Origin of the sequence: Methanobrevibacter sp., from assembly GCF_045130115.1 — an archaeon.
In the GTDB taxonomy this organism is placed as follows: domain Archaea; phylum Methanobacteriota; class Methanobacteria; order Methanobacteriales; family Methanobacteriaceae; genus Methanocatella.
In genome coordinates, this window is record NZ_JBGUPC010000040.1 from 129467 (window position 1) to 149646 (window position 20180).

24 protein-coding genes are annotated in these 20180 nt (G+C 37.1%); 18 read left to right on the forward strand and 6 right to left on the reverse strand.

Features of this window, described 5'->3' with window-relative positions:
• The first annotated feature begins 23 nt into the window (after positions 1 to 23).
• The 12 genes from ACJMML_RS07210 (at position 24) to ACJMML_RS07265 (ending at position 12455) form a co-directional block, all read left to right on the forward strand.
• The gene (locus ACJMML_RS07210) at positions 24 to 869 is read left to right on the forward strand and encodes a pantoate kinase (protein ID WP_405306657.1); all 846 of its coding nucleotides are present in this window, start codon (positions 24 to 26) and stop codon (positions 867 to 869) included.
• A complete protein-coding gene (locus tag ACJMML_RS07215; protein WP_405306658.1) occupies positions 862 to 1377 on the forward strand; it encodes a class I SAM-dependent methyltransferase in 516 nt (171 codons plus the stop codon). The genes ACJMML_RS07210 and ACJMML_RS07215 overlap by 8 nt, the downstream gene beginning before the upstream one ends.
• Before the next feature lie 246 nt (positions 1378 to 1623).
• Entirely contained in the window at positions 1624 to 2415 is a 792-nt protein-coding gene (locus ACJMML_RS07220) for a 2-amino-3,7-dideoxy-D-threo-hept-6-ulosonate synthase (protein WP_405306659.1), read from the forward strand.
• Positions 2416 to 2423: 8 nt separating this feature from the next.
• Positions 2424 to 3554: a 3-dehydroquinate synthase II gene (locus ACJMML_RS07225; protein WP_405306660.1), complete on the forward strand. Its 1131-nt coding sequence runs from the start codon at positions 2424 to 2426 to the stop codon at positions 3552 to 3554.
• Between the two features lie 9 nt (positions 3555 to 3563).
• Positions 3564 to 4121: an RNA 2',3'-cyclic phosphodiesterase gene (thpR, locus tag ACJMML_RS07230; protein WP_405306661.1), complete on the forward strand. Its 558-nt coding sequence runs from the start codon at positions 3564 to 3566 to the stop codon at positions 4119 to 4121.
• 4 nt (positions 4122 to 4125) lie between these two features.
• Complete coding sequence (gene cca, locus ACJMML_RS07235) at positions 4126 to 5478, forward strand: CCA tRNA nucleotidyltransferase (protein ID WP_405306662.1); 1353 nt, start codon at positions 4126 to 4128, stop codon at positions 5476 to 5478.
• Positions 5479 to 5482: 4 nt separating this feature from the next.
• Entirely contained in the window at positions 5483 to 6853 is a 1371-nt protein-coding gene (locus tag ACJMML_RS07240) for an MATE family efflux transporter (protein WP_405306663.1), read from the forward strand.
• A 4-nt stretch (positions 6854 to 6857) separates the two neighbouring features.
• Positions 6858 to 7202, forward strand: a complete 345-nt coding sequence (locus ACJMML_RS07245; RefSeq protein ID WP_405306665.1) for a hypothetical protein — start codon at positions 6858 to 6860, stop codon at positions 7200 to 7202.
• Positions 7203 to 7246: 44 nt separating this feature from the next.
• Positions 7247 to 7804 carry a DUF2284 domain-containing protein gene (locus tag ACJMML_RS07250; RefSeq protein ID WP_405306666.1) on the forward strand — a complete coding sequence of 186 codons (558 nt, stop codon included), beginning with the start codon at positions 7247 to 7249 and terminating at the stop codon, positions 7802 to 7804.
• A 12-nt stretch (positions 7805 to 7816) separates the two neighbouring features.
• Positions 7817 to 8335: a hypothetical protein gene (locus tag ACJMML_RS07255; RefSeq protein ID WP_405306667.1), complete on the forward strand. Its 519-nt coding sequence runs from the start codon at positions 7817 to 7819 to the stop codon at positions 8333 to 8335.
• A 95-nt stretch (positions 8336 to 8430) separates the two neighbouring features.
• Entirely contained in the window at positions 8431 to 10728 is a 2298-nt protein-coding gene (locus ACJMML_RS07260) for an Ig-like domain-containing protein (RefSeq protein ID WP_405306668.1), read from the forward strand.
• A gap of 80 nt (positions 10729 to 10808) precedes the next feature.
• Positions 10809 to 12455, forward strand: coding sequence for a hypothetical protein (locus ACJMML_RS07265; protein WP_405306669.1), 1647 nt, complete (start codon positions 10809 to 10811; stop codon positions 12453 to 12455).
• On the opposite strand, the gene ACJMML_RS07270 is transcribed toward ACJMML_RS07265, so the two are convergent.
• The gene (locus ACJMML_RS07270; RefSeq protein ID WP_405306670.1) at positions 12452 to 13078 is read right to left on the reverse strand and encodes a CatA-like O-acetyltransferase; all 627 of its coding nucleotides are present in this window, start codon (positions 13076 to 13078) and stop codon (positions 12452 to 12454) included. The two genes, ACJMML_RS07265 and ACJMML_RS07270, sit on opposite strands and share 4 nt — an antisense overlap.
• Positions 13079 to 13167: 89 nt before the next feature.
• Here ACJMML_RS07270 and ACJMML_RS07275 point away from each other — a divergent pair, with 89 nt between their 5' ends.
• Together ACJMML_RS07275 and ACJMML_RS07280 are read left to right on the forward strand one after the other, a co-directional pair.
• The gene (locus ACJMML_RS07275; protein ID WP_405306671.1) at positions 13168 to 14499 is read left to right on the forward strand and encodes an FAD-dependent oxidoreductase; all 1332 of its coding nucleotides are present in this window, start codon (positions 13168 to 13170) and stop codon (positions 14497 to 14499) included.
• Positions 14500 to 14525: 26 nt separating this feature from the next.
• On the forward strand, positions 14526 to 15503 hold the full coding sequence (locus ACJMML_RS07280) for an Mrp/NBP35 family ATP-binding protein (RefSeq protein WP_405306672.1): 978 nt from the start codon (positions 14526 to 14528) through the stop codon (positions 15501 to 15503).
• Here the strand turns inward: ACJMML_RS07280 and ACJMML_RS07285 are convergent.
• Positions 15495 to 15890, reverse strand: coding sequence for a hypothetical protein (locus tag ACJMML_RS07285; protein ID WP_405306673.1), 396 nt, complete (start codon positions 15888 to 15890; stop codon positions 15495 to 15497). The genes ACJMML_RS07280 and ACJMML_RS07285 overlap by 9 nt on opposite strands.
• Positions 15891 to 15917: 27 nt before the next feature.
• On the reverse strand, positions 15918 to 16808 hold the full coding sequence (gene msrA / locus ACJMML_RS07290) for a peptide-methionine (S)-S-oxide reductase MsrA (RefSeq protein ID WP_405306674.1): 891 nt from the start codon (positions 16806 to 16808) through the stop codon (positions 15918 to 15920).
• A gap of 93 nt (positions 16809 to 16901) precedes the next feature.
• Between msrA and ACJMML_RS07295 the strand changes: the two genes are divergently transcribed.
• From ACJMML_RS07295 to ACJMML_RS07310, 4 genes are all read left to right on the forward strand, one after another.
• Entirely contained in the window at positions 16902 to 17093 is a 192-nt protein-coding gene (locus ACJMML_RS07295; RefSeq protein ID WP_292601247.1) for a hypothetical protein, read from the forward strand.
• Positions 17094 to 17102: 9 nt separating this feature from the next.
• Positions 17103 to 17375, forward strand: coding sequence for a hypothetical protein (locus ACJMML_RS07300; RefSeq protein ID WP_405306675.1), 273 nt, complete (start codon positions 17103 to 17105; stop codon positions 17373 to 17375).
• Positions 17376 to 17628: 253 nt separating this feature from the next.
• Entirely contained in the window at positions 17629 to 18216 is a 588-nt protein-coding gene (locus ACJMML_RS07305) for a hypothetical protein (protein ID WP_405306676.1), read from the forward strand.
• A 90-nt stretch (positions 18217 to 18306) separates the two neighbouring features.
• Positions 18307 to 18774 (forward strand): hypothetical protein, encoded by a 468-nt coding sequence (locus ACJMML_RS07310; RefSeq protein WP_405306677.1) that lies wholly within the window; start codon positions 18307 to 18309, stop codon positions 18772 to 18774.
• Between the two features lie 81 nt (positions 18775 to 18855).
• On the opposite strand, the gene ACJMML_RS07315 is transcribed toward ACJMML_RS07310, so the two are convergent.
• The 3 genes from ACJMML_RS07315 to ACJMML_RS07325 are packed head-to-tail and all read right to left on the reverse strand — an operon-like array spanning position 18856 to position 20056.
• The gene (locus ACJMML_RS07315) at positions 18856 to 19122 is read right to left on the reverse strand and encodes a hypothetical protein (RefSeq protein ID WP_405306678.1); all 267 of its coding nucleotides are present in this window, start codon (positions 19120 to 19122) and stop codon (positions 18856 to 18858) included.
• Positions 19122 to 19565, reverse strand: a complete 444-nt coding sequence (locus tag ACJMML_RS07320) for a hypothetical protein (protein WP_405306679.1) — start codon at positions 19563 to 19565, stop codon at positions 19122 to 19124. Before ACJMML_RS07320 ends, ACJMML_RS07315 begins: the two co-directional genes overlap by 1 nt.
• 2 nt (positions 19566 to 19567) lie before the next feature.
• Positions 19568 to 20056 carry a hypothetical protein gene (locus ACJMML_RS07325; protein WP_405306680.1) on the reverse strand — a complete coding sequence of 163 codons (489 nt, stop codon included), beginning with the start codon at positions 20054 to 20056 and terminating at the stop codon, positions 19568 to 19570.
• Positions 20057 to 20180 lie beyond the last annotated feature (124 nt).

Sequence of the window (20180 nt, forward strand, 5' to 3'; positions counted from 1 at the left end):
AATTTGAAAACATATTATCTATTATGTCAAATTCAGTTTTTGTTCCTGGCCACATTACCGGGTTTTTCACTATTGAAGAACATGACATCACTCTTAAAAAGGGGTCATGCGGTGCAGGATTTTTATTGTCTCAAGGAGTCAAGACAACCGTTTCGGATTCCAGTGAATTGACGGTTGATGTAAATCAGGGAGACTCAACGGTAATCGATGAGGTCTTGAATATTATGGAAATTGGCACTGATTTTAAAGTAACACAGGACATCCAATTGCCTATTGGAGCAGGATTTGGAACCTCTGCCGCTTCAGCGCTGAGCCTAACTCTTTCTCTGAACGAGTTTTTGGATTTGGGCTATTCGGCTGAACTGTGCGGTCAGATTGCACATATGGCTGAAGTCAACCTGGGTGCAGGTTTGGGCGATGTCATTGCACAAACAGGCCAAGGTCTGGTTTTAAGGGTTGAACCTGGCGCTCCTGGAATCGGCAAAATCAAATCATTCAAGCATGAATGCTTTGTGGCCTGGAAGACTTTTGGAGGCATTGAAACCTCAAGCATCATTCAGGATCCTCACCATCAGCAGGTGATATCCGATGTCGGCCTTAAATATCTGGAATATTTTGAGGAAAAGCCAAGCTTAAGGAATTTTCTCGACTTTTCAAACAGGTTTTCCCATGAGACAAAATTGATGTCTGACGATGTGAAAAATCTAGTTGATTATTTTAATTCGAGGTCTGATATTTTAGGCACTTCCATGGCTATGCTTGGAAATACTGTATTTGCATTTGCTGAAAATGAAGATGCCTTCAAAAATGCGGAAGTTGAAAACTTGCATATAGATAAACTCAACAATGTCGGGATAGTTTATGATTAAGTTAAGTTATGATGTAAAAAAATATCGCCGTGATCTGCTTGAATTGGTCGATGAGGACGATATGGTAATAGAATTGGGATGTCATGTGGGAGGCACAACAAAACTGATAGCTCCTAAATGTAGAGTGGTTGCCGTTGACAATTCGCCGGAGGCAATCGATGAAATGAAAAACATCGAAAATGTGGAATTCATTCCGGGAGATGTTCGCCGGCATGAGATTATTGCCGAAGCTTATAAGATTACTCAATCATGTGACATATTGGCAATTGATTTGGGTGGAGGATATCATCCAGATACTACTTTCAAGGTGTTCTATATCTGGTCCAGCACATTCAAACCAAAACATACGGTGATAAGGAACCGTGGACTTTTGGAATTCTTCAATTCGGCAAGTGTTGGTGAGGAGGATTATCGCACAACTACAGGTTATCTTGAAAGCTATCATGATTCGGGCATTCCTCCATTGATAAAGGAATTTGACTTGTGGACACCGAAACTAAAGAAATAGTTAATTTTAAATTTAATGTCCATTCAAATTCAAAAGTGTTGCCATATATTAAAACATGTATAGACTATCGTAGACTTTGTATTTAACTTAAAAAATATAATACGTTAAATTAAATTATTGTTTAGATTATTTTATCTCTAATTAATTATTCATTTAAATGAATATATCAGATTTAATCTTTTGTATAATTAGTATTATATATCATAATCGCTAAAAATATAATTCATAAGTAAAAAGGTTGTAAAAATGATAGGTAAAAAAATCCGTTTAGAAAGAATCATAAATAGGAATACTGGTAGAACTGTAATTGCACCTATGGACCATGGTGTGTCAAGCGGACCAATTCCTGGAATCATTGATATGGATGAGACAGTTGAAGAAATCTCCCAAGGTGGAGCAGATGCTATTCTCATGCACAAGGGAATTGTAAAGCAAGGTCACCGTGGTTACGGTAAGGATATAGGTCTTATCGTGCACTTGTCAGCAAGTACCTCACTTGCACCGGACCCAAACGATAAGGTTACAGTAACAAGTGTCGAAAAGGCAATTCAGTTAGGTGCCGATGCAGTATCCATTCATGTAAACCTAGGTTCAGAAACCGAAAGTCAGATGCTGCAGGAATTAGGTCGCATTGCAGAAACCTGTGACTACTGGGGCATGCCTCTTCTTGCAATGATGTACCCACGTGGACAAAAGGTTGAAAATGAGCATGATGTGGAATTCGTAAAGCATGCTGCCCGTGTAGGATCAGAACTCGGAGTAGATATCGTTAAAACCAATTACACAGGAGACCCTGATTCATTCAAGGAAGTTGTTGAAGGAGCAATTGTGCCTGTAGTCATTGCCGGCGGACCGAAAATAGACACCGATGAGGAATTGTTGCAGATGGTTAAGGATTCCCTTGAAGTCGGTGGAGCAGGAGTTGCATTCGGACGTAACCTCTTCCAGGCAGAAAATCCTGGAAAAATCACCCGTGCAATTTCCGAAATCGTCCATCATGATGCTGATGTTGACGAAGCAATGAAATTCTTAGATTAGGTGGAATAATGCAGAACAAATTCGCTTGGATATCAACACCTGACGAAGTGTGGGAAGACAAGAAAGAGATGATTACCACAGCATTGGAATCAGGAATCGACCACGTTCTAGACCTTGATGATATTGAAAACATCAGAAAATTGGGAAACGTTAAAATAATATCCAATAGTGATGATGCCGATATATATTTGGTTGGAATAAATGGTGAAGGCGATGGATTCATAGAGTTGAATGAGGACTTTAAGGATTCAGTTGATATTGCAAATGCAAAAAAAGCAAAAAGCGAAGGAAAAACAGTATGTGCATATGTAGTAATCACTGATAAGGCACATGAGCAATTGGCAGTGAAACTTGGAGAGATAGTGGACTATGTCATACTTGTGGGAACCGACTGGACAATCATTCCGCTTGAAAACATCATAGCTGACTTGCAGAAGGTAGATGTTGAAATTATTGCAGCAGTTCGTGACCTTGACGGCGCCCGTGTTGCGCTCGAAACACTGGAACACGGAACAGATGGAATAATTTTTGAAGCCAATAACTTCAACCAAATCAAAAAGATTGCACAGGAAGTTGTTGAAGCGTCACAGGCAAAATATGATCTCCAGATTGCCACTGTAACCAATGTAAAGCCATTGGGTTCAGGTGACCGTGTATGTGTCGATACAACTGACATGATGAAGCCGGGCGAAGGAATGCTCATCGGGTCATATTCAAAATCAATGTTTCTGGTTCACTCAGAAAGTCTTGAAAGCGAATATGTGGCATCACGTCCGTTCAGGGTAAATGCAGGACCTGTTCAGGCTTATGTGATGGTGCCAGGCAACAAGACAAGATACCTGTCTGAACTTGTGGCTGGAGATGAGGTTTTAATCGTCAATACAAAAGGCGAAACCAGAACAGCATATGTCGGAAGAAGCAAAATCGAAAGAAGGCCATTGATTCTAATTGAAGCTGAATATGAAGGGCAAATCATCAGAACCCTGCTTCAAAATGCTGAAACAATAAGAATTGTTGATGAAAATGACAGTCCTTTATCCGTGGCTGATGTAAAGGCAGGGGATAAGGTAAAAGTTTACATCGAATCAAATGCGCGTCACTTTGGAATAGCGATTGATGAAACAATTATCGAGCAATAGGTGTTTTTGATGTCACAGATAAGAGCATTTCTAGCCATTGATTTGGATGATGATTTGAAACCAAAAATAAACAAAATCATTCGGGAATTCAAAAAAACAGATGCCAGAATAAAGTATGTGGATTTAGTTAACCTACATTTGACCTTAAAATTCTTTGGTGACATTGATACTGAGGGTCTGAATTTGCTTGAAGACGCAATCGCCAATGTGCTGGATGAGTTTGACTCATTCAGTATTAAAATCAAAGGCTGCGGCGCATTCCCAAACAATAATCGCATCAATGTAATATGGGTTGGAATTGATGAGGATTCCATCATAAGGGACATGCATGACAAATTGGATAAGGAATTTGTTCGCCTTGGATTTGATAAGGACAAAAAGTTCTCAACACACTTGACTATTGGACGTATGAAATCAGCTAAAAACAAGAATAAAGTAAAATCAACTATAGAAGAGTTCAGTGATGTTGAAATCGGCGATATGGAAGTGACAAAAGTATCACTTAAAAAGTCAACCCTGACACCTGCCGGACCGATATATGAGGATTTGAAGATATTTGAATTATGATAACATGGATTATGAAGCTATACTAAAAGATATTAAACCTACTGAAGATGAAAAAAAGCATATTTGCGGTGTATCAGGCAGTATAATGAAGTTCCTACAGAATGCCTGTGATGAAAAGGGTATTGATGCCAGCGTAAATCTGGTGGGGTCCGTTGCTAAAAATACTGCACTGAAGGGAAAATCAGATATTGATATCTTTATAGCTTTTCCATTGGGGACCGACAAGAAATACCTAAAAAAAATGGGTCTTGAGCTGGCCCATGAATGCTGTGATGAGTTTGGAGTCACAGCTCAACATCATTATGCATCACATCCTTATGTGACAACCCATATCGAAGGATGTGAGGTTGACATTGTGCCATGTTATGCAATCGAAAGTGGAGACCAGTTGAAATCCGCTGTTGACAGGACAATATTGCACACCCGTTATGTAACGGCCAAATTAAGTGAAAGCCAACAGGATGAAGTTCTGCTGCTGAAAAGATTTATGGCAATGACAGGCACTTACGGCTCAGAGTTTAAGGTTGGAGGATTTGCCGGTTATCTATGCGAATTGCTTATAATATATTATGGTGATTTTGAAAAAACATTGAAGGCTGCTATCAATTGGAAATTTGGTCATGTGATAGATATTGAAAACTATGGCACTTCAGACAAATTCAGGAATCCGTTGATAGTCATTGACCCTACAGATAAGAAACGTAATGTCGGCGCTGCTTTAAGATTGGATAAGATGGCGGAATTTATCCAGTCAGCCCGTAATTATATATTTTCAGATAACAAGAAGGATTATTTTTACCCATTAAACAAAAATTTAAATAAGGAAGACATATTAGAGGAATTCAAGAAAAGAAACAGTGATTTAATTGCATTCAAATTCAGAATTCCGGAAATTCCCCTGGACACACTGCATCCTCAGCTTAGAAAGACCTGCCAAGCATTGGAAAGGAAACTGAATGGCGAGGAGTTCAATGTATTTAAGGCAGACTATTGGAGTGATGAAGCAGATTATTGCGTTATCCTCCTGGAAATGGCTTCTTCACATTTAAACAATGTTAGTGTGAATATTGGGCCTAAAGTATTTATTACACAGGCATGTGAGAATTTTGTCGCTAAGTATGGCCGTGAAAACTGCTATATTCAGGACGATTTTCTGGTGCACATGCAGAAAAGGGAATTCGTTGATGCAGTTGACATGATCAGATATATTTTAACAGCTGAACATATAGGGCTGATAAAAGTTGGAAAAAATCTTAAGAAGAGCATTATCAATACCTATGAGTTCATTGACCTTGATGAGGTTGATCTGGACTTTTTAGATGATTTCCTAAATCCTGGTCAGTACATTGTAAGGTGAACAAATGGAAAAGACCGAAGAAATAGATTTAATCGTAAACCATCCGAAAAAAGCTATAAATAAGTTGGCATTACCTATCATTATTTCAAACTTATTCATGATGCTGAATAACATTATCGATGGGATATGGGTATCCGGTTTGGGTCCGGACGCTCTTGCGGCAGTCGGTTTTGTAACACCTTTATTTTTGGCGATGGTCGGATTTGCAAACGGTATGGGTGCAGGTTCAAACAGTCTGATTGCCAGATACATCGGAGCTGAAGACTATCACAATGCGGGAAACAGTGCAATCCATTCGATAATGCTGAGCATAATCGTGACAGTAATCGCAACAGTTTTCATGCTTATTATCCTAAAGCCCCTTCTTTTGATTATGGGAGCAGGAGAAATCATAGATTTGACAATGACCTACGGAACCATTGTCCTCGGAGGTATATTTTCAATATTTATTCCTGCTATGATGGCGGCTGTCTTCAGGTCACAGGGTGAAATCAGACGAGCATCTTATCCTTTGCTTTTTACAGCTGTCATAAACATGATTCTGGATCCTATTTTCATTTATTACTTTAATCTTGGAGTTGGAGGTGCGGCAGTTGCCACTGTTTTATCAGGTACACTTCCGATGTTCCTGATGATTTATTGGATGTTTTATAAAAGGGACAGCTTTCTGGAAGTCAGGATGAGCGAATACAAGAGGGATTTTGGAATATACAAGGACATTCTTGTTGTTGGAATTCCTGCAAGTCTTGAGCAGTTTATCCTTTCATTCGTTTCAATCCTTATGAATTATTGGCTGACAATGCTTTCGGGAACAGTTGCCGTTGCGGCATATACTGCCACATGGAGGCTGGTTGCAATGGGCATGGCTCCGCTGATAGGTATTGGTATGGCAGCATTGACTGTTGGAGGAGCTGCCTATGGAGCACGTAACTTGAATAACTTCAAAACAGCCATGAATTATGGAGTAAAGCTGGGATTGATATCTTCTGTTATAATCTGTGCATTCCTGTTTGTATTTGCCGAGCCGTTGTCATACATATTCTCATACTCTGCAGATGCGGCGGTTCTCTCTGCAAGGGTTATCGATTGCCTGCATATCCTGTGCTTCTTTATAGTATTGATGCCTTTTGGTATTGTGGCCGGAAACCTTTTCCAGGCAATGGGAAAAGGTACCATATCACTTGCCCTGACATTTTTAAGGGCATTTATATTAGAGGTTCTCTTTGCAGGACTGTTTGCATTCGCATTTGATCTTGCGGACATCGGTATTTACATAGGAATGGTCGTCGGAATGTCAATAGGATGTATATTCAATTACATTTACATTAATTATTATCTAAACAAACATGAGGATTACTTCACACCAAAAAGGTGATTTGATGAGTGAAAAAACATACATATATGAATATGGTCGGGATGAATTGGACGAATTGTCAGACATTGAACTGAAAGCATTTAAAAAGGCGTCACGACTCAATGACAAAATGCTTGACCTCAAGATTTTGATTGATGAAATCGACTATGATTGGGGGGAATACCTTGATTTTTTAGAGGAGGAGAAGATTTCCAAAATCTGTGAATTCAGGGGCGACCAATGTATAGAGTTTGATGATGAATTACTGAATGCCATTGTAAATACCTTGAAAAAGTCTCTCAATGACACTAACAAATCCATTAACTACAATCATAAAAAAATAGGATTGAACCGTGTCCTTGACGGATAACATTTTAGAAACTTTTATTTAATTAAATTGTTATATTATTAATCATGACTGAGATTAAAAAACTCACTGCCGACGTTGATGTCGAAGAGTACTACAAAAACTATGTAGACTTCGAAAAATTTTCCAAATTATGCATAGAAGAGCAGGAGATGCTTGGATATAACTGGAGTTATCCTCCTTTTGATTTTGATGTCGATGAACTGTGGAACTCATATAACAAGCTCAAGATTGTAGCATTCAAGATTGAATTTTCAGAAGAGGAGCTGGAGCATACATTCTCAGAAATCGAATTGAATCATGTTCTCAAGAGATTTGAAAGGTTCAAGGCGAGACTGATGAATGATATCTATGTGCTGGAAAATGAGGACTCACAGGCACTGTTTTTGGGCAAATGCAATCTGTGCATGAAGTGCACAAGGGAATTTGGAATGCATTGTAAGATGCCGTTTAAAATGAGATATCCTTTGGAGGCATTGGGTGCTGATGTCGACCAGACAGTTGAGGATATTTTCGGATTAAAGATTCATTACGCACATGATGGCAAGTTGCCTGAATATCTGATATTCGTTGGCGGACTGCTTTATGATAAAAAAACTGGGTGAATTTGAAAGTAAGTGCAATTGGCGAAACTGGATAGCAACACTGGTTTGATTATTATGGATTCATTTGAGGCATTAATTGGAAAAAATATTGATGATGTGACTTTAAATGAATCAGAAACTTTTTTTATTGCACCCCTGATGTATTCAACCAAAGTATGCGGAAAGAGATATCCTTCAGATAAGCTTAAAATATCTGATTTAGATTATTTTAACATGATTTCATTTTCACAGCTGTTCAAAAAGGAAGCGTTATTGATAGTTTGGCATGATGAAACTGGTCTCATAACTGATTTGGAGATATATTACCTGAGCAACGATTTTGATATCCTATTTCAAGATTACTACATCATCAAAAAAGCCATTGATGAGGGTGAAGCCCATAAGCTGAGGGAAGGTGATACCCGATACTTGGGAGCTTCAAGATTAAGTGAAAAAGTGCCCCAGCCAAATAGCATAAAATTGGCAAATAAACGCGAACTAGTTTTAAAAAAGAAATATCTGCAAAAAATCATTAATGAAATCAAGATTTAGACTAAAATATTTATATAGTATTTTATATAGATATGTTATATATTTAATAATTATAGGAGTTGAGATGGTTGTTAAATAAAAAGATTATTGTTATAATGTTGTTAATTGGCTTATTTGCCATCTCAGCTGTCAATGCACAGGACAATGTAACTTGTGACAATGATGTTGCTATTTTTGATGATGGGGTCGTTCTGAATGCATCAGCAAATAATTTCGCTGAGTTAAATCATGTAATCAATGACAATCAGGACGTTAATATATATTTAAATCATGATTTTACATTTGATAATGATACAGATTCCGAGTTTAAGGATGGAATTCTGATTAACAGGTCCGTTAACATTTTCGGTAATGAACATATGATTAATGCTACCCATAATGCAAGAATATTCAATATCATATCTGATAATGTCTTTATAAATGGAGTTAAGTTTGTAAATGGATATGCTCAGAACGGAGGAGCAATAACCGGAAACTCCTATGCGGTCATAGATTGTAAATTTATTTCAAATAAGGCAGATAATTTTGGTGGCGCTATCTTTAATGGTTATGCAGTGAACTGTACATTTGAGGGCAATACTGCAGTGAATGGCGGTGCAATATATAAGGGGTCTGCTGAAAACTGTAGTTTTGAGTCAAATGAGGCATCATTCGGTGGTGCAATATATGATACATATGCAAGAGATTGCCAATTCTCATCCAATTATGCTATTGTTAGTTCAGGTGCAATGGAAGGGGGTTCCGCTTATAATTGCACATTCAATAGAAATTCTGCATTAAAATTTGGAGCCGCATCAAAGGCGAATTTAATCAAATGTAATTTCAATTTTAATAATGCATCCACTTTCGGAGGAGCAATTGGAGAAGGATGCTTTGCTAACCAGTGCCTCTTCATTAATAATTATGCAGTAAATGAAGGTGGAGCAGTTTATGCATCTTATGTAAACAATTCCGAGTTCTGGGACAATCATGCAAAGCATGGAGGAGCCATTTCCGGAAATGTTCATTCTGTTGAAAATTCAATATTCTTTAACAATTATGCAAGTGAAAGAGGTGGAGCATTAAACAATATTTATGCTTATGGATGTGAATTCAGAAGAAATCATGCTCAGGAAGGCGGAGCGATGTATGGAAGTTCCGCCAAAAACTGTACTTTCATAGATAATTATGCAACTGATTCAAGCGGAGCAATAAAAGGATATTCTGAAGAATGTTTATTTATAGGTAATTCTGCATATAGGGCAGGAGCTTGTGAAGGGGATTCATTGAATTCCAAATTCGAGGAAAATCATGCAACAACCGGTGGAGCGATTTACGGTAATTTCGTTAATGACTGTATTTTTATAGATAACTATGCCAATGAAGGCGGTGCAATCTATGGAGGATCTGCAGTTTTATGCGAATTCATTCAAAATCATGCAAAGACCGGTGGAGCTATGTATAGCGGTGCCGCTGTCAGTTCAATTTTCACAAACAATGTAGCCGAAATTTCCGGTGGAGCCCATTACAGAACATCCCTTACAGATTGTATATTAACAGATAATCTTCCAAAATATAAATTGACCGTTTCAGACTTTGAAGCGATTTACGGTTTCGGCGGAGAAATCAGAGTAATATTGTCAGACTCCCAAAGCTACATGATAAACAACATTAGAACATTGGTGAAAATATATGATTCAGATAATAAGCTCGTATTTGTTTCTCCATGTTTAAGCGGAGGAACCTGTTTTGTAGACCTGGACCTTGGAGAATTCACCATGGTGGTTAGTGTGGACGACAGCAACTATAATACCGATCCGGTCACCAGCCATATAACTATTAAAAAGGCATCTTCATTTTATGTTAAAAGCGTAACCGCAACCTATGGCATTAACAATCCTCTTATTATAAACCTGCATGATGCAGACGGTTCAATAATCAAAAATGCTCAGGTAAAGGTAAATGTCGACGGTGTTATAAAAACATATACTACAAACAAAAACGGTCAGGTATTATTGGACACATCCAATTACGCTCCGGGTACACATAAGGTCTCAGTCACTTTTAACGGAAACAGCAAATACTTCAAGTCATCAGCTTCCGCTACAATAACCGTTAAAAAGGCAAAACCTTTCATTATTGTATCAAACATGAAATATTTTGCAAGCGAAAAGGTTAAAAAGTTCTATATGATTCTAAAGGATAATCGTTATAGGGTCATGAAAAATACCAAAGTCACAGTTAAGGTCAACGGCAAGACATACACAGCCAAAACCAATTCAAATGGTAGGGCTACCTTTAAAATAACCAAATTGAATAAGAAAGGCACATTTACTGCTACAGTTAAATATGCAGGTAATGGTTATTATACTGCATTATCAAAATCAGCCAAAATCACAGTTAAGAAAGGCTGAATAAGTTTATTGTTAATTATTCAATGGCAAAAGCCCTGAAAACTATAATTTTATATAACATTAAATTAAAATTTTTTATTATGAAAAAATTTAAATTAGTATTCTTTTTGTTCATATTATTTTTAGTCATTGGTGCAGTGTCTGCAATTGATGACAATACAACAGATATCGTTCAGGCAGAAAGTGAGGATGCTCCAATATCAATTGACAATTCCTCTCAGGAAATTTCCAATGATGAAAATGATATTTTAACTTATACAGAAGATAGTTCTTCAAGTGATAATAAATTGGGAATTTCTGATGATGGGAAATCTAAATTGAATTTAACTGTTGCCACATATTCCAATTTTATTAAGAAGGGAAATAGTTACAGTATGTATTTGACCGACTTGAATGGCCATGGAGTAGTTGGCAAAAAGGTGGTCATAACATTAGACGGTAAAAGCTACAAAAAAACTACAACAACTTCCGGCAAATTTTCGATTCCTATTGATCTGGCAAAGTCATATGTATTGCTTAACGTTTCCTATAATGGGGATGATGACTATAATGCATTTTCCAAAATCATAAAGGTCAAAATCGAAAATTCGGTTTCAATAGATATTGGAAACTCAATATTGCTCAGCAACGGATATCTCAGGATTTATCTTCACGGACCCCTGAAGCTGATTGCTAATAAGAAAATCAAAATAAAAATAGGCAATAAGGTCTTTACAAAAAGGACTGATGCTGAGGGCAATCTGGTTTTCAAGCCTAAGGTTAGTCCTAAAAAGTATAAGGTTACAGTAATATTCGACGACCTTAAGAAATCCAAAATAATCAAATGCATCAAGGGGAATGCCAAAAACCCATTTAAAAAGTCCATTCCTACAAAAAATGGTGTTCCTGATGTTGATAGGATGACCAAATATTTCATCATGGGATATAAGAATGCCAAATACACCCTCAAGAAATCACAATATCGTGAAGTCATGAAAAGGGATAGATGCTGTTTGATGCTGTACGGCAAATTGTCAAAATATGTATTTTTCAAAACAAAGCCTGTTTCAAAAGTCTATCATATCATCAAACGTGATAAATGGAATGTGATAGAAAGGGAAATATTGACTAAGGTTGTCAAAAAGAATAAGTACAGTTACTGGCCAAAAAAAGTCACAGTTTCTCTTAGTGGAAAATCATATGCCTATTCTGAAGTTCGTGACATTCAGAATACAGGATATACCTGCGGACCTACCTCAGGCAGTGTCTGCAGTCAGGTCCTAAAGAATTTCCATTCTGAAAAGTACTTCCAAATCAAGGGGCATGTGACTAGTGGAATCAATATCCCTGTCCTTAAGAAGATTTTGGAAAATGAAGGATTCAGCGCACAATATTTCTATTATGGCAGTTCTTATGACAATGCCGTAAAGCAGTTGAAGAAAGGTGCAGCATTGATAGTATTCCTTCCAAACCATTATGTTTCTGTAATAGATGTTAGCAAGGATGGTAAAAAGGTTCTTGTAAGTAATTCATACGGTAGCTATGATGTTGGATGCAGAAATGTTCCTACAGACTGGGTGTCCTTGAAATATTTCAAGTCCAAATATGGCGGAGTGGGATTGATTGTCAAAAACAGTTTTAAAATATCAAATAAAGACAAAAAACAAATCAATCACTATTATAAAAGCATGGGCGGAAAATGGAATAGGCAAAATGTTAATGAAAGAATCCCTAACATAGGGCTTTAATCAATATTGTCAAATTCCTTTTGAGCGTTTTTATAAAAGCATGCCAGTTCACGTCCGTTTACAAAGATGTGTGAAACAGTTATTGAAACGCTCATTTCAAAGTCCTTGTTTACTTTTCCCCAGGTTATCAGAGGTTGAATTGCATTTCCGTCAACAACACAGTTGGTGATCATGTCAAAGTCAACCCATGGAATGCAGGAAAAGTTTGCAATATTTGTCAAATCCCTTTTTTCCATTTCAATAAAAAATCCTTCGTTTTTTCCGGAGAGAATGTCTGAAGACATGTCTTTTACATAGTCGTGCCAGGTCAGAATGTCACTGAACTCCTGTGGAGGCATAACTCTCATTTCCTTATAGATTTCATTTCCTTCATCCATGATTGGAGATACTCCATCAAGATAATCATATTCGACAGCTTTTCCATCTATTATTCTTCTTTTTAATTCTGGAACTGAGTTTACAGCATTCATAAGGCATCCCAGACTCATTATGAAAAATGATTTGTCATTTTCATGGCACCAGTTCCACATCTTTTCGACATTGATTCTTGCTGACATTGCATAGCGAGCTGATAAAAAATCTATAAAAGGATTTTCATCTAAATTAAATTCAATTTCTCTCATTTTTTAACCCAAATTCTTATTAATAGTTAGTTTTTTATATGTTTTCGATAATAAATATAATTGTTATAAATCATTGAGTGGATGTTATAATGAAAGTAGTAATAGTAGGCGGAGGAGCTGGAGGAATCTCAACAGCTTCAAATATTCGTAAACTCGACAAAGACATAGAAATAACAGTTCTCACAAGAGATAATAAGGTGGCATATTCACCATGTGCAATTCCTTACGTATTATCCGGCAAAATAGAATCATTTGATGATATTATCATGAGAACTCCTGAAGATTACAAGCAAAAGGACATTGAAGTCATTACTGAAGTGGAAGTCACAGCAGTTGATTCCGATAAAAAAACAGTAACTTACGAAAAGAACGGCAAAGATACAGTCTTAAAGTATGACAAGCTAGTTCTTGCAACCGGCGGAAATCCGTTTGTCCCTCCAATGCAGGGGGTTGACTTGGACGGAGTATACAGAATCAGAAATATAGATGATGGTATAAAGGTTCAAAAAGCAATGGAAAGCGCTAAAAGTGCTATTGTCACAGGTGCTGGTTTGATAGGTATTGAAATTGCATTTGCATTAAAGAAAAAAGGATTGAATGTTATCCTAAGTGAAATGCTGCCTCAAATCGTGCCAAGGTCCCTTGACAAGGACATGTCCGACATTCTGGTCAAATATCTGGAACAGGAAGGAATCCAGGTGGTTTTAGGAAAACCTATCACAAAACTGATTGGTGACGGCAAGGTTGAAAAGGCATGCTTCGGTGATGAGGAAATATATGATGTCGATATGGTAATCATGGCAACCGGAGTGAGGGCCGAATTGGATCTTGCAAGAATGGCAGGATGTGAAATTGGAAGATGGGCCATACTTGTAAATGACAGAATGGAAACTTCAGTTGAAGACGTTTATGCAGTCGGGGACTGTGTTGAGTCAAAAGACCTCATTTTAGGTTCAAATACCATTTCACAATTGGGAACCACTGCGGTTCGCGAATCAAAAACCTTAGCCCGTACAATCTGCGGCAAAAAATCCAAATTCAATCCTGTATTGAACTCTATGGTTTCAAAGGTCGGAAAACTTGAATTCGGTGCAGTGGGATATACCACAAGCTTTGCACAGCAAAATCGTATCAGGCCTGTTGTGCAGAAAGTGCAGGCACTTACAAGAGCACGCTACTATCCTAATGCAAAGCCGATGGACATCAAAGTTATTTGTGATGGAAACGGAACCATTATAGGCTGCCAAATCATAGCAGAAGAAAGAGTGGCTGAAAGAATCGATACAATGACATTAGCTATTACAGAAGGATTGACCTGCTTTGATTTAAGTAATATGGAATTTGCTTATGCACCGCCTGTATCAATGGTTACAGACCCATTAATCCTCGCTGTTGAGGAAGTAAGTAAAAAATTCAGTTAAATAAAATTATTTTGGAGATGATAATTATGCCAGAACATGGTCACGGACATGGCCATCACGGTCATGGGGGTCAAATGACTCCAGAACAACAAATGCAAATGATGCAACAGGAAATAAGATTGGCTAAGAACTTAAGCCAAATCAAACATAAGATTGTCGTAATGAGTGGAAAAGGAGGAGTTGGAAAATCCACCGTTGCAGCCAATATCGCTGAGACATTGCAGGCAATGGGATACAAGACAGGTATCCTTGATGCGGATATTCACGGTCCTAACGTTCCTAAGATGCTCGGTATCGAAATGCTTGAAGAGCAGTTCAACCAATATCAGTTCACTGTCTTTAAGGAGCTTGTCGAAAAGGACCTCGACACAAGCCTTCCTGAAGAGGAACAACGTCAGTTCATTGAAGAGAAGAAAAAGGAATACCAGCATTCAATTTTCCCTGTTGAAACCGAAAGCGGATTGAAGGTAATGTCAATGGCATTTTTGATTGACAGTCTTGACAGGCCAATCATCTGGAGAGGACCTCAAAAAACCGGTGCAATCAAGCAATTGATCAGTGACGCACACTGGGGCCAACTTGACTTTTTGGTCATCGACAACCCACCGGGCACAGGTGATGAACCTTTGACCGTGCTTCAGTCAATTCCTGAAACCGATTTGGTATTGATGGTTACCACACCGAATGTCGTATCACAGGAAGATGTGCTCAAATGTGTAAAGATGGTCGAAATGATGAACATCAAAAATATCGGCCTTATCGAGAACATGGCATACTACATCTGCCCTCACTGTGATGAAAAACTCCATATTTTCGGTGAAGGAAACGGTAAGACATTCGCTGATGAAATGGAAATCACATATCTTGGAGACTTGCCTATTAAGGAAAGCGTTGCTGAATCTCCTACTAAAGATGCAACCATTTCAGTGCTTGACCCTGATGATGAAGTGTCAAAAAGGTTTGTTGAAATAGTTGAAGATATAAAAAAAGAGTTTTTAGAGTAAGCTAGTGTTGATTATATAGCTTACACTGCTTATATTTACCAGAAATCCTAAGAAATTAGGATCTTCTTTTAATTTTTTAAAGTAATCTGTTTTTTCAATGATATAATCCTTGTTTTCGGCCATCTCATTCAATGAGAAATACTGCATGCCCATATCATATTCCCTTTTGTCTGTAAAGATAGGAACTATATAATCGCCGTCATTGCCGTAAGGTATTTTGACAGGTTTGTTGTCCTCAGTGGATATTATGAAAACATTATCCTTAATGTATCCCTTCATGTCCTCTTCTATTTTCAGGACAGCTTCCTGATTTCCGTTTTCACCCTGCATATATGCCAGGTTAATGTAGTTCTTAAGTTCCGGATGATTTATTTCTTCAATTTTCATTGTCTTATATTATATTTTTTTAAATATTTAAGGGCATTTGTCTTTAAGGTAGTCATTCAATTCATCTTTTGGTATGAATCTCAAAGCCGCTGAGTTTATGCAATAACGCGGAGATCCTCCCGGTCCGTCATGAAAGAGGTGTCCCAGGTGTGAGTTTGACTTTGCGCTTCTAACCTCTATGCGTGTTGTTCCGTGCGAGAAATCCCTGTGCCTTTTAATCACGTCTTCTGAAATAGGCTTTGAAAATGCAGGCCATCCGCATCCTGAGTCGAACTTGTCCTGTGAAGAGAAGAGAACTTCACCATCTACTACGTCCACATACACATCTTCAAAAAAGTTGTCATATTTTCCACTATAAGGGCGTTCTGTCATAGAAAGCTGTGTTATTTCATACTCTTCCTTTGACAAGTGGTCGAATTCTTCATCCTCTATCAAATTTAAATCGACATGACAATATCCCTGCGGATTCCTTTCAAGATACTTCTGATGATAATCCTCGGCAGGATAGAAACTGCTGATTGCACGGGCCTCGACAACAATCCTTTCAGGAGCAAGTTTCTGTTTTTCCCTTAAAAAGTTGATGACGGTATCCCTTTGTGAATCCTCCTGCCAATAGATGCCTGTTCTGTATTGAGTTCCGATGTCTGCACCCTGGCGATTCAGTGAATATGGGTCAATGATTTTAAAGAAGCTCTCCAGAATCTCCTCCAACGGGATGATTTTAGGGTTGTATGTTGCCTTTACGGTTTCCGTATGTCCGGTTCTACCTGTGCACACCTTCTCATAGGTCGGTGCCAGATCACGTCCGTTGGCATAGCCCACTTCGGTATTGTTGACGCCCTTCAGTCTGGAAATGAATGCCTCAACACCCCAAAAGCACCCTCCGGCCAGATAGATTACTTGCTGTTTTTCAAACATAATTAATAATATCAGTTCAGGCCATATGTTTTTTTCGACAAAAATCTATTTTAATAATAAAATTTATATTAAATATTATATTGGAGGAAAACCATGTTTTACAGTACAATAATGAAAATTGATTCAATTGACAGATTAAGAGATATAAGGGATGCACTGCTTGTTGAACAAGGTATCAACCCTACCCGTCAAGGTGAACAAGCCATTAAAGTTGTAGTTGAGAGAATCGATGAAATCCAAGCTACTCTCGATAAATCCGCCACTAAAAACTTAAACAGAAGATAAGTGATTTAAGTGATAAGACGTGTAACGACCAGCAGAAGGCTGCTTAGAAAAAGAATGTATAGGGCGCCACACTCAAGGCACAGGATTTCTCAGTACAAGCGGGAAAACAAGAACCTGGTCAAGCCTCATCAGGAAAAATTCAAGGAAATGAACGGCCCTAACATAAAACGTAAAAGAAGGCCAAAAAGGGAAGTCATCTCTGGTTTTAAGATGTCTTACAGATACAAGTATTATCAACAGGCAAATGTTGATGAAGATGAGGAAGAGGAACTGGACGAGTAATCATTCTATTTTGAAGCAGATTAAGATTAATATCCTCTGAATCACAACTCTTTTTTTATTTTTTATCTTTCGAAAAACCATTAATTTGTTAATATTGCTTGATATTCTTTGATTTAAATTCATAATTTATCTCTTATTTTGATTTTACACTTTCTGTGAATCTAATTTTTTTGTTTAGTAATTAGGAATTATTATATACATATGATTGACACAACATTATATATTGTTGAATTAATCTATTCTGAGGGATGATATGGAAAACAAAAACATAATTATAATATTGCTTGTAATAATTGTCATTCTTGCAGCAGTTATCGGATTTTTATTATTTAACCCTCATGCTAAAGAACCGACAAAAATTAAAATTACAAGTGATAAGGAGCAGTATGAAGGTGGAGAATTATCTATAAAATTGACTGATTTAAACAAGACCCCAATTTCAAAGGAAATAGTAAACGTCACAATAACTAACAAAAAGGGCAAAGTTGTCGTTGATGAGGTTGTTAAAACCAATTCAAAAGGTAATGCAAAATTAGATCTTGATTTAAAGAAAGGCAAATACAATGTCAATGTTACTTATGGTGGAAATGAAAACTACACTGGAAACAATACAACACAGAAATTAACCATTAAAGAAGAAGTCAAAGAAACTGTCAGTGAATCATATTATGCAAGTAGTGATTATTATCAATCATCAAAACCACCGAGAACTGAATATACTGGAGACCCTAACGACAGAGAAGCTTATACTGAATGGAGAAAACAAGATTTGCAATCAGCTAATCCACACAGAGGATATAGTGTACTATTAGATGGACCTGAAAACTCCCCTGTCAAGTAATTTTTTGTATGAGGTTAATATGAACTATTTTGACAATGCTTGAGAATAATATAATATTCATAATACTGAATGATATTTAAGGTGATAGATATGGGTGCTATAACTAAGTATGTATGTGAAAAATGTGGTTTTAGTATTAGTGATCGTGATTTAAACTATTTTGTGGATGAAGAAACTAACTGTGTAGTGGAGCATGCATCAGGTATGTTAACATTTGATATGGGGTATGGTTCTAAAATAAGAGGAAAGATTATTCTTTCATTTTGTCCGGATTGTTCTTCTGAAGTGCATTTTTATTATAATGAAAATGAATCTTATGTGAAAGAAATAAAAACTGCCCTTGAACAAGACGAAGAAGATTTTAAAGAAGTATTAGATGAAAAATATCCTTATAGGACAATCAGTTCGGTGTTGAAAGATGCTATTGGATCTAAAGATAAAACACATAGTGAATGCCCTAAATGTGGTAAACACATTCCATTAATCACAGAGAATGAATGTGAATGCCCTAAATGTAGTGGAAAACTTTATGGTTTAATGGTTGCTTTATATGATTAATAATTCTAGTAATTTACTTATCTATAGAATTATTGAGAGAGAATTATTAAGGTTAATCTAATTGATAATAATAAAAAAAGATTAGAAGAGTAATTCTTCTTTTGTTATTATCTTATTTTTTGAATGAATATCCAAAATCAGGCCGCTGAATGAATCATCATTTTTTGCAAGTTCCATAAACAGTTCATCTGAAACTTCAGTGGGATTATAGTCGACCAATTCCAGATATTCAAAACCCTTTTCGTATTCATCCAAATCGGAAAAGACAATGATTTTAAAGTCATCCAAGGATCCTGTAACTAAAAAGTCCTTTTCATGATCCTCGCCTATTGTCGGACATATATACATCAGAAATCACCGTTCCTATCAAAGTTGAAGTTCTGTGAGTGGGGATTGACTACAAATCCCTGGAAATCCTCATCATTTTCGGCCAGTTCGGCAATGTCTTCGGGAGAAATCACCTTCAAGTCAAGCTTGTCCAGAAATAATGTGGAAATCTTTGCGCTTCCCACAGCATATTCCCTCATGTCAGTAAAGATTGGAATTATATATTCCTTACTTGCATCGCTCAGGGTAAGCTTGACATATTTTCCGGCCTCATCGATAAGTGTAAAGTAGATTTCGGTCGGATATGTTTCCTTGATATTCTTTTTTACAGGCTCAAGCTCCATTGCCTCTTCGCTTTTGAGCTTTTTGACCATATCTGCATATATCTGGATATACTCCTTCAGCTGGCTTTTGGAAGCCTTCACATTCTTTTCCTGATAGTCCTGGTAATCTTCAAGTTTCATATTTATTCACAGCAGTCGTGGACATCTTCACTGGCTATTACAAAGTCCCATTGAGGTGCATTGACAGCCAGTCCAATGAAATCTTCATCTTCGGAGTGGTCAGCAATGATTTCACTGCCGATTTTTTTCTCACATTCAAAGTCGATATCACCGAATTGTTCTTTAAATTCAGCAATGGCGGTGTTTGCCTCTTCTTCGTCAGTGAAAACAGGTATTACAAATTCTTCGCTTTCTTCATCTTCATCACTGATTATTAAAGCGACAACCTCTTTTTCTTCGCCGGATTGGTTGAAGACAATTATGAATTCTTCATTGAAAACTTTGTGTTCGATTTCGTGATAGATTTCGCCCATTTCATCAATCTGTTCTTCGTTTTCTTTGTCGAATTTCTCATCGATTTCATCAGCGGTTTCAAGATACGCTTCTATTTTTTCTTCTAAATCTTCATCAAGTTCAATAAATTTTTCCATTAATTCTTTAAGTTCGCTCATAATATCACAAAAATAATTCAATAAAAATAAGTTTTTTAAAACAAATGAACATTCTCTTCCTAAACACCACTAAAGGAATACAAACGAATGCTCATTTCAACCATCACCATTGTTCATATTATAA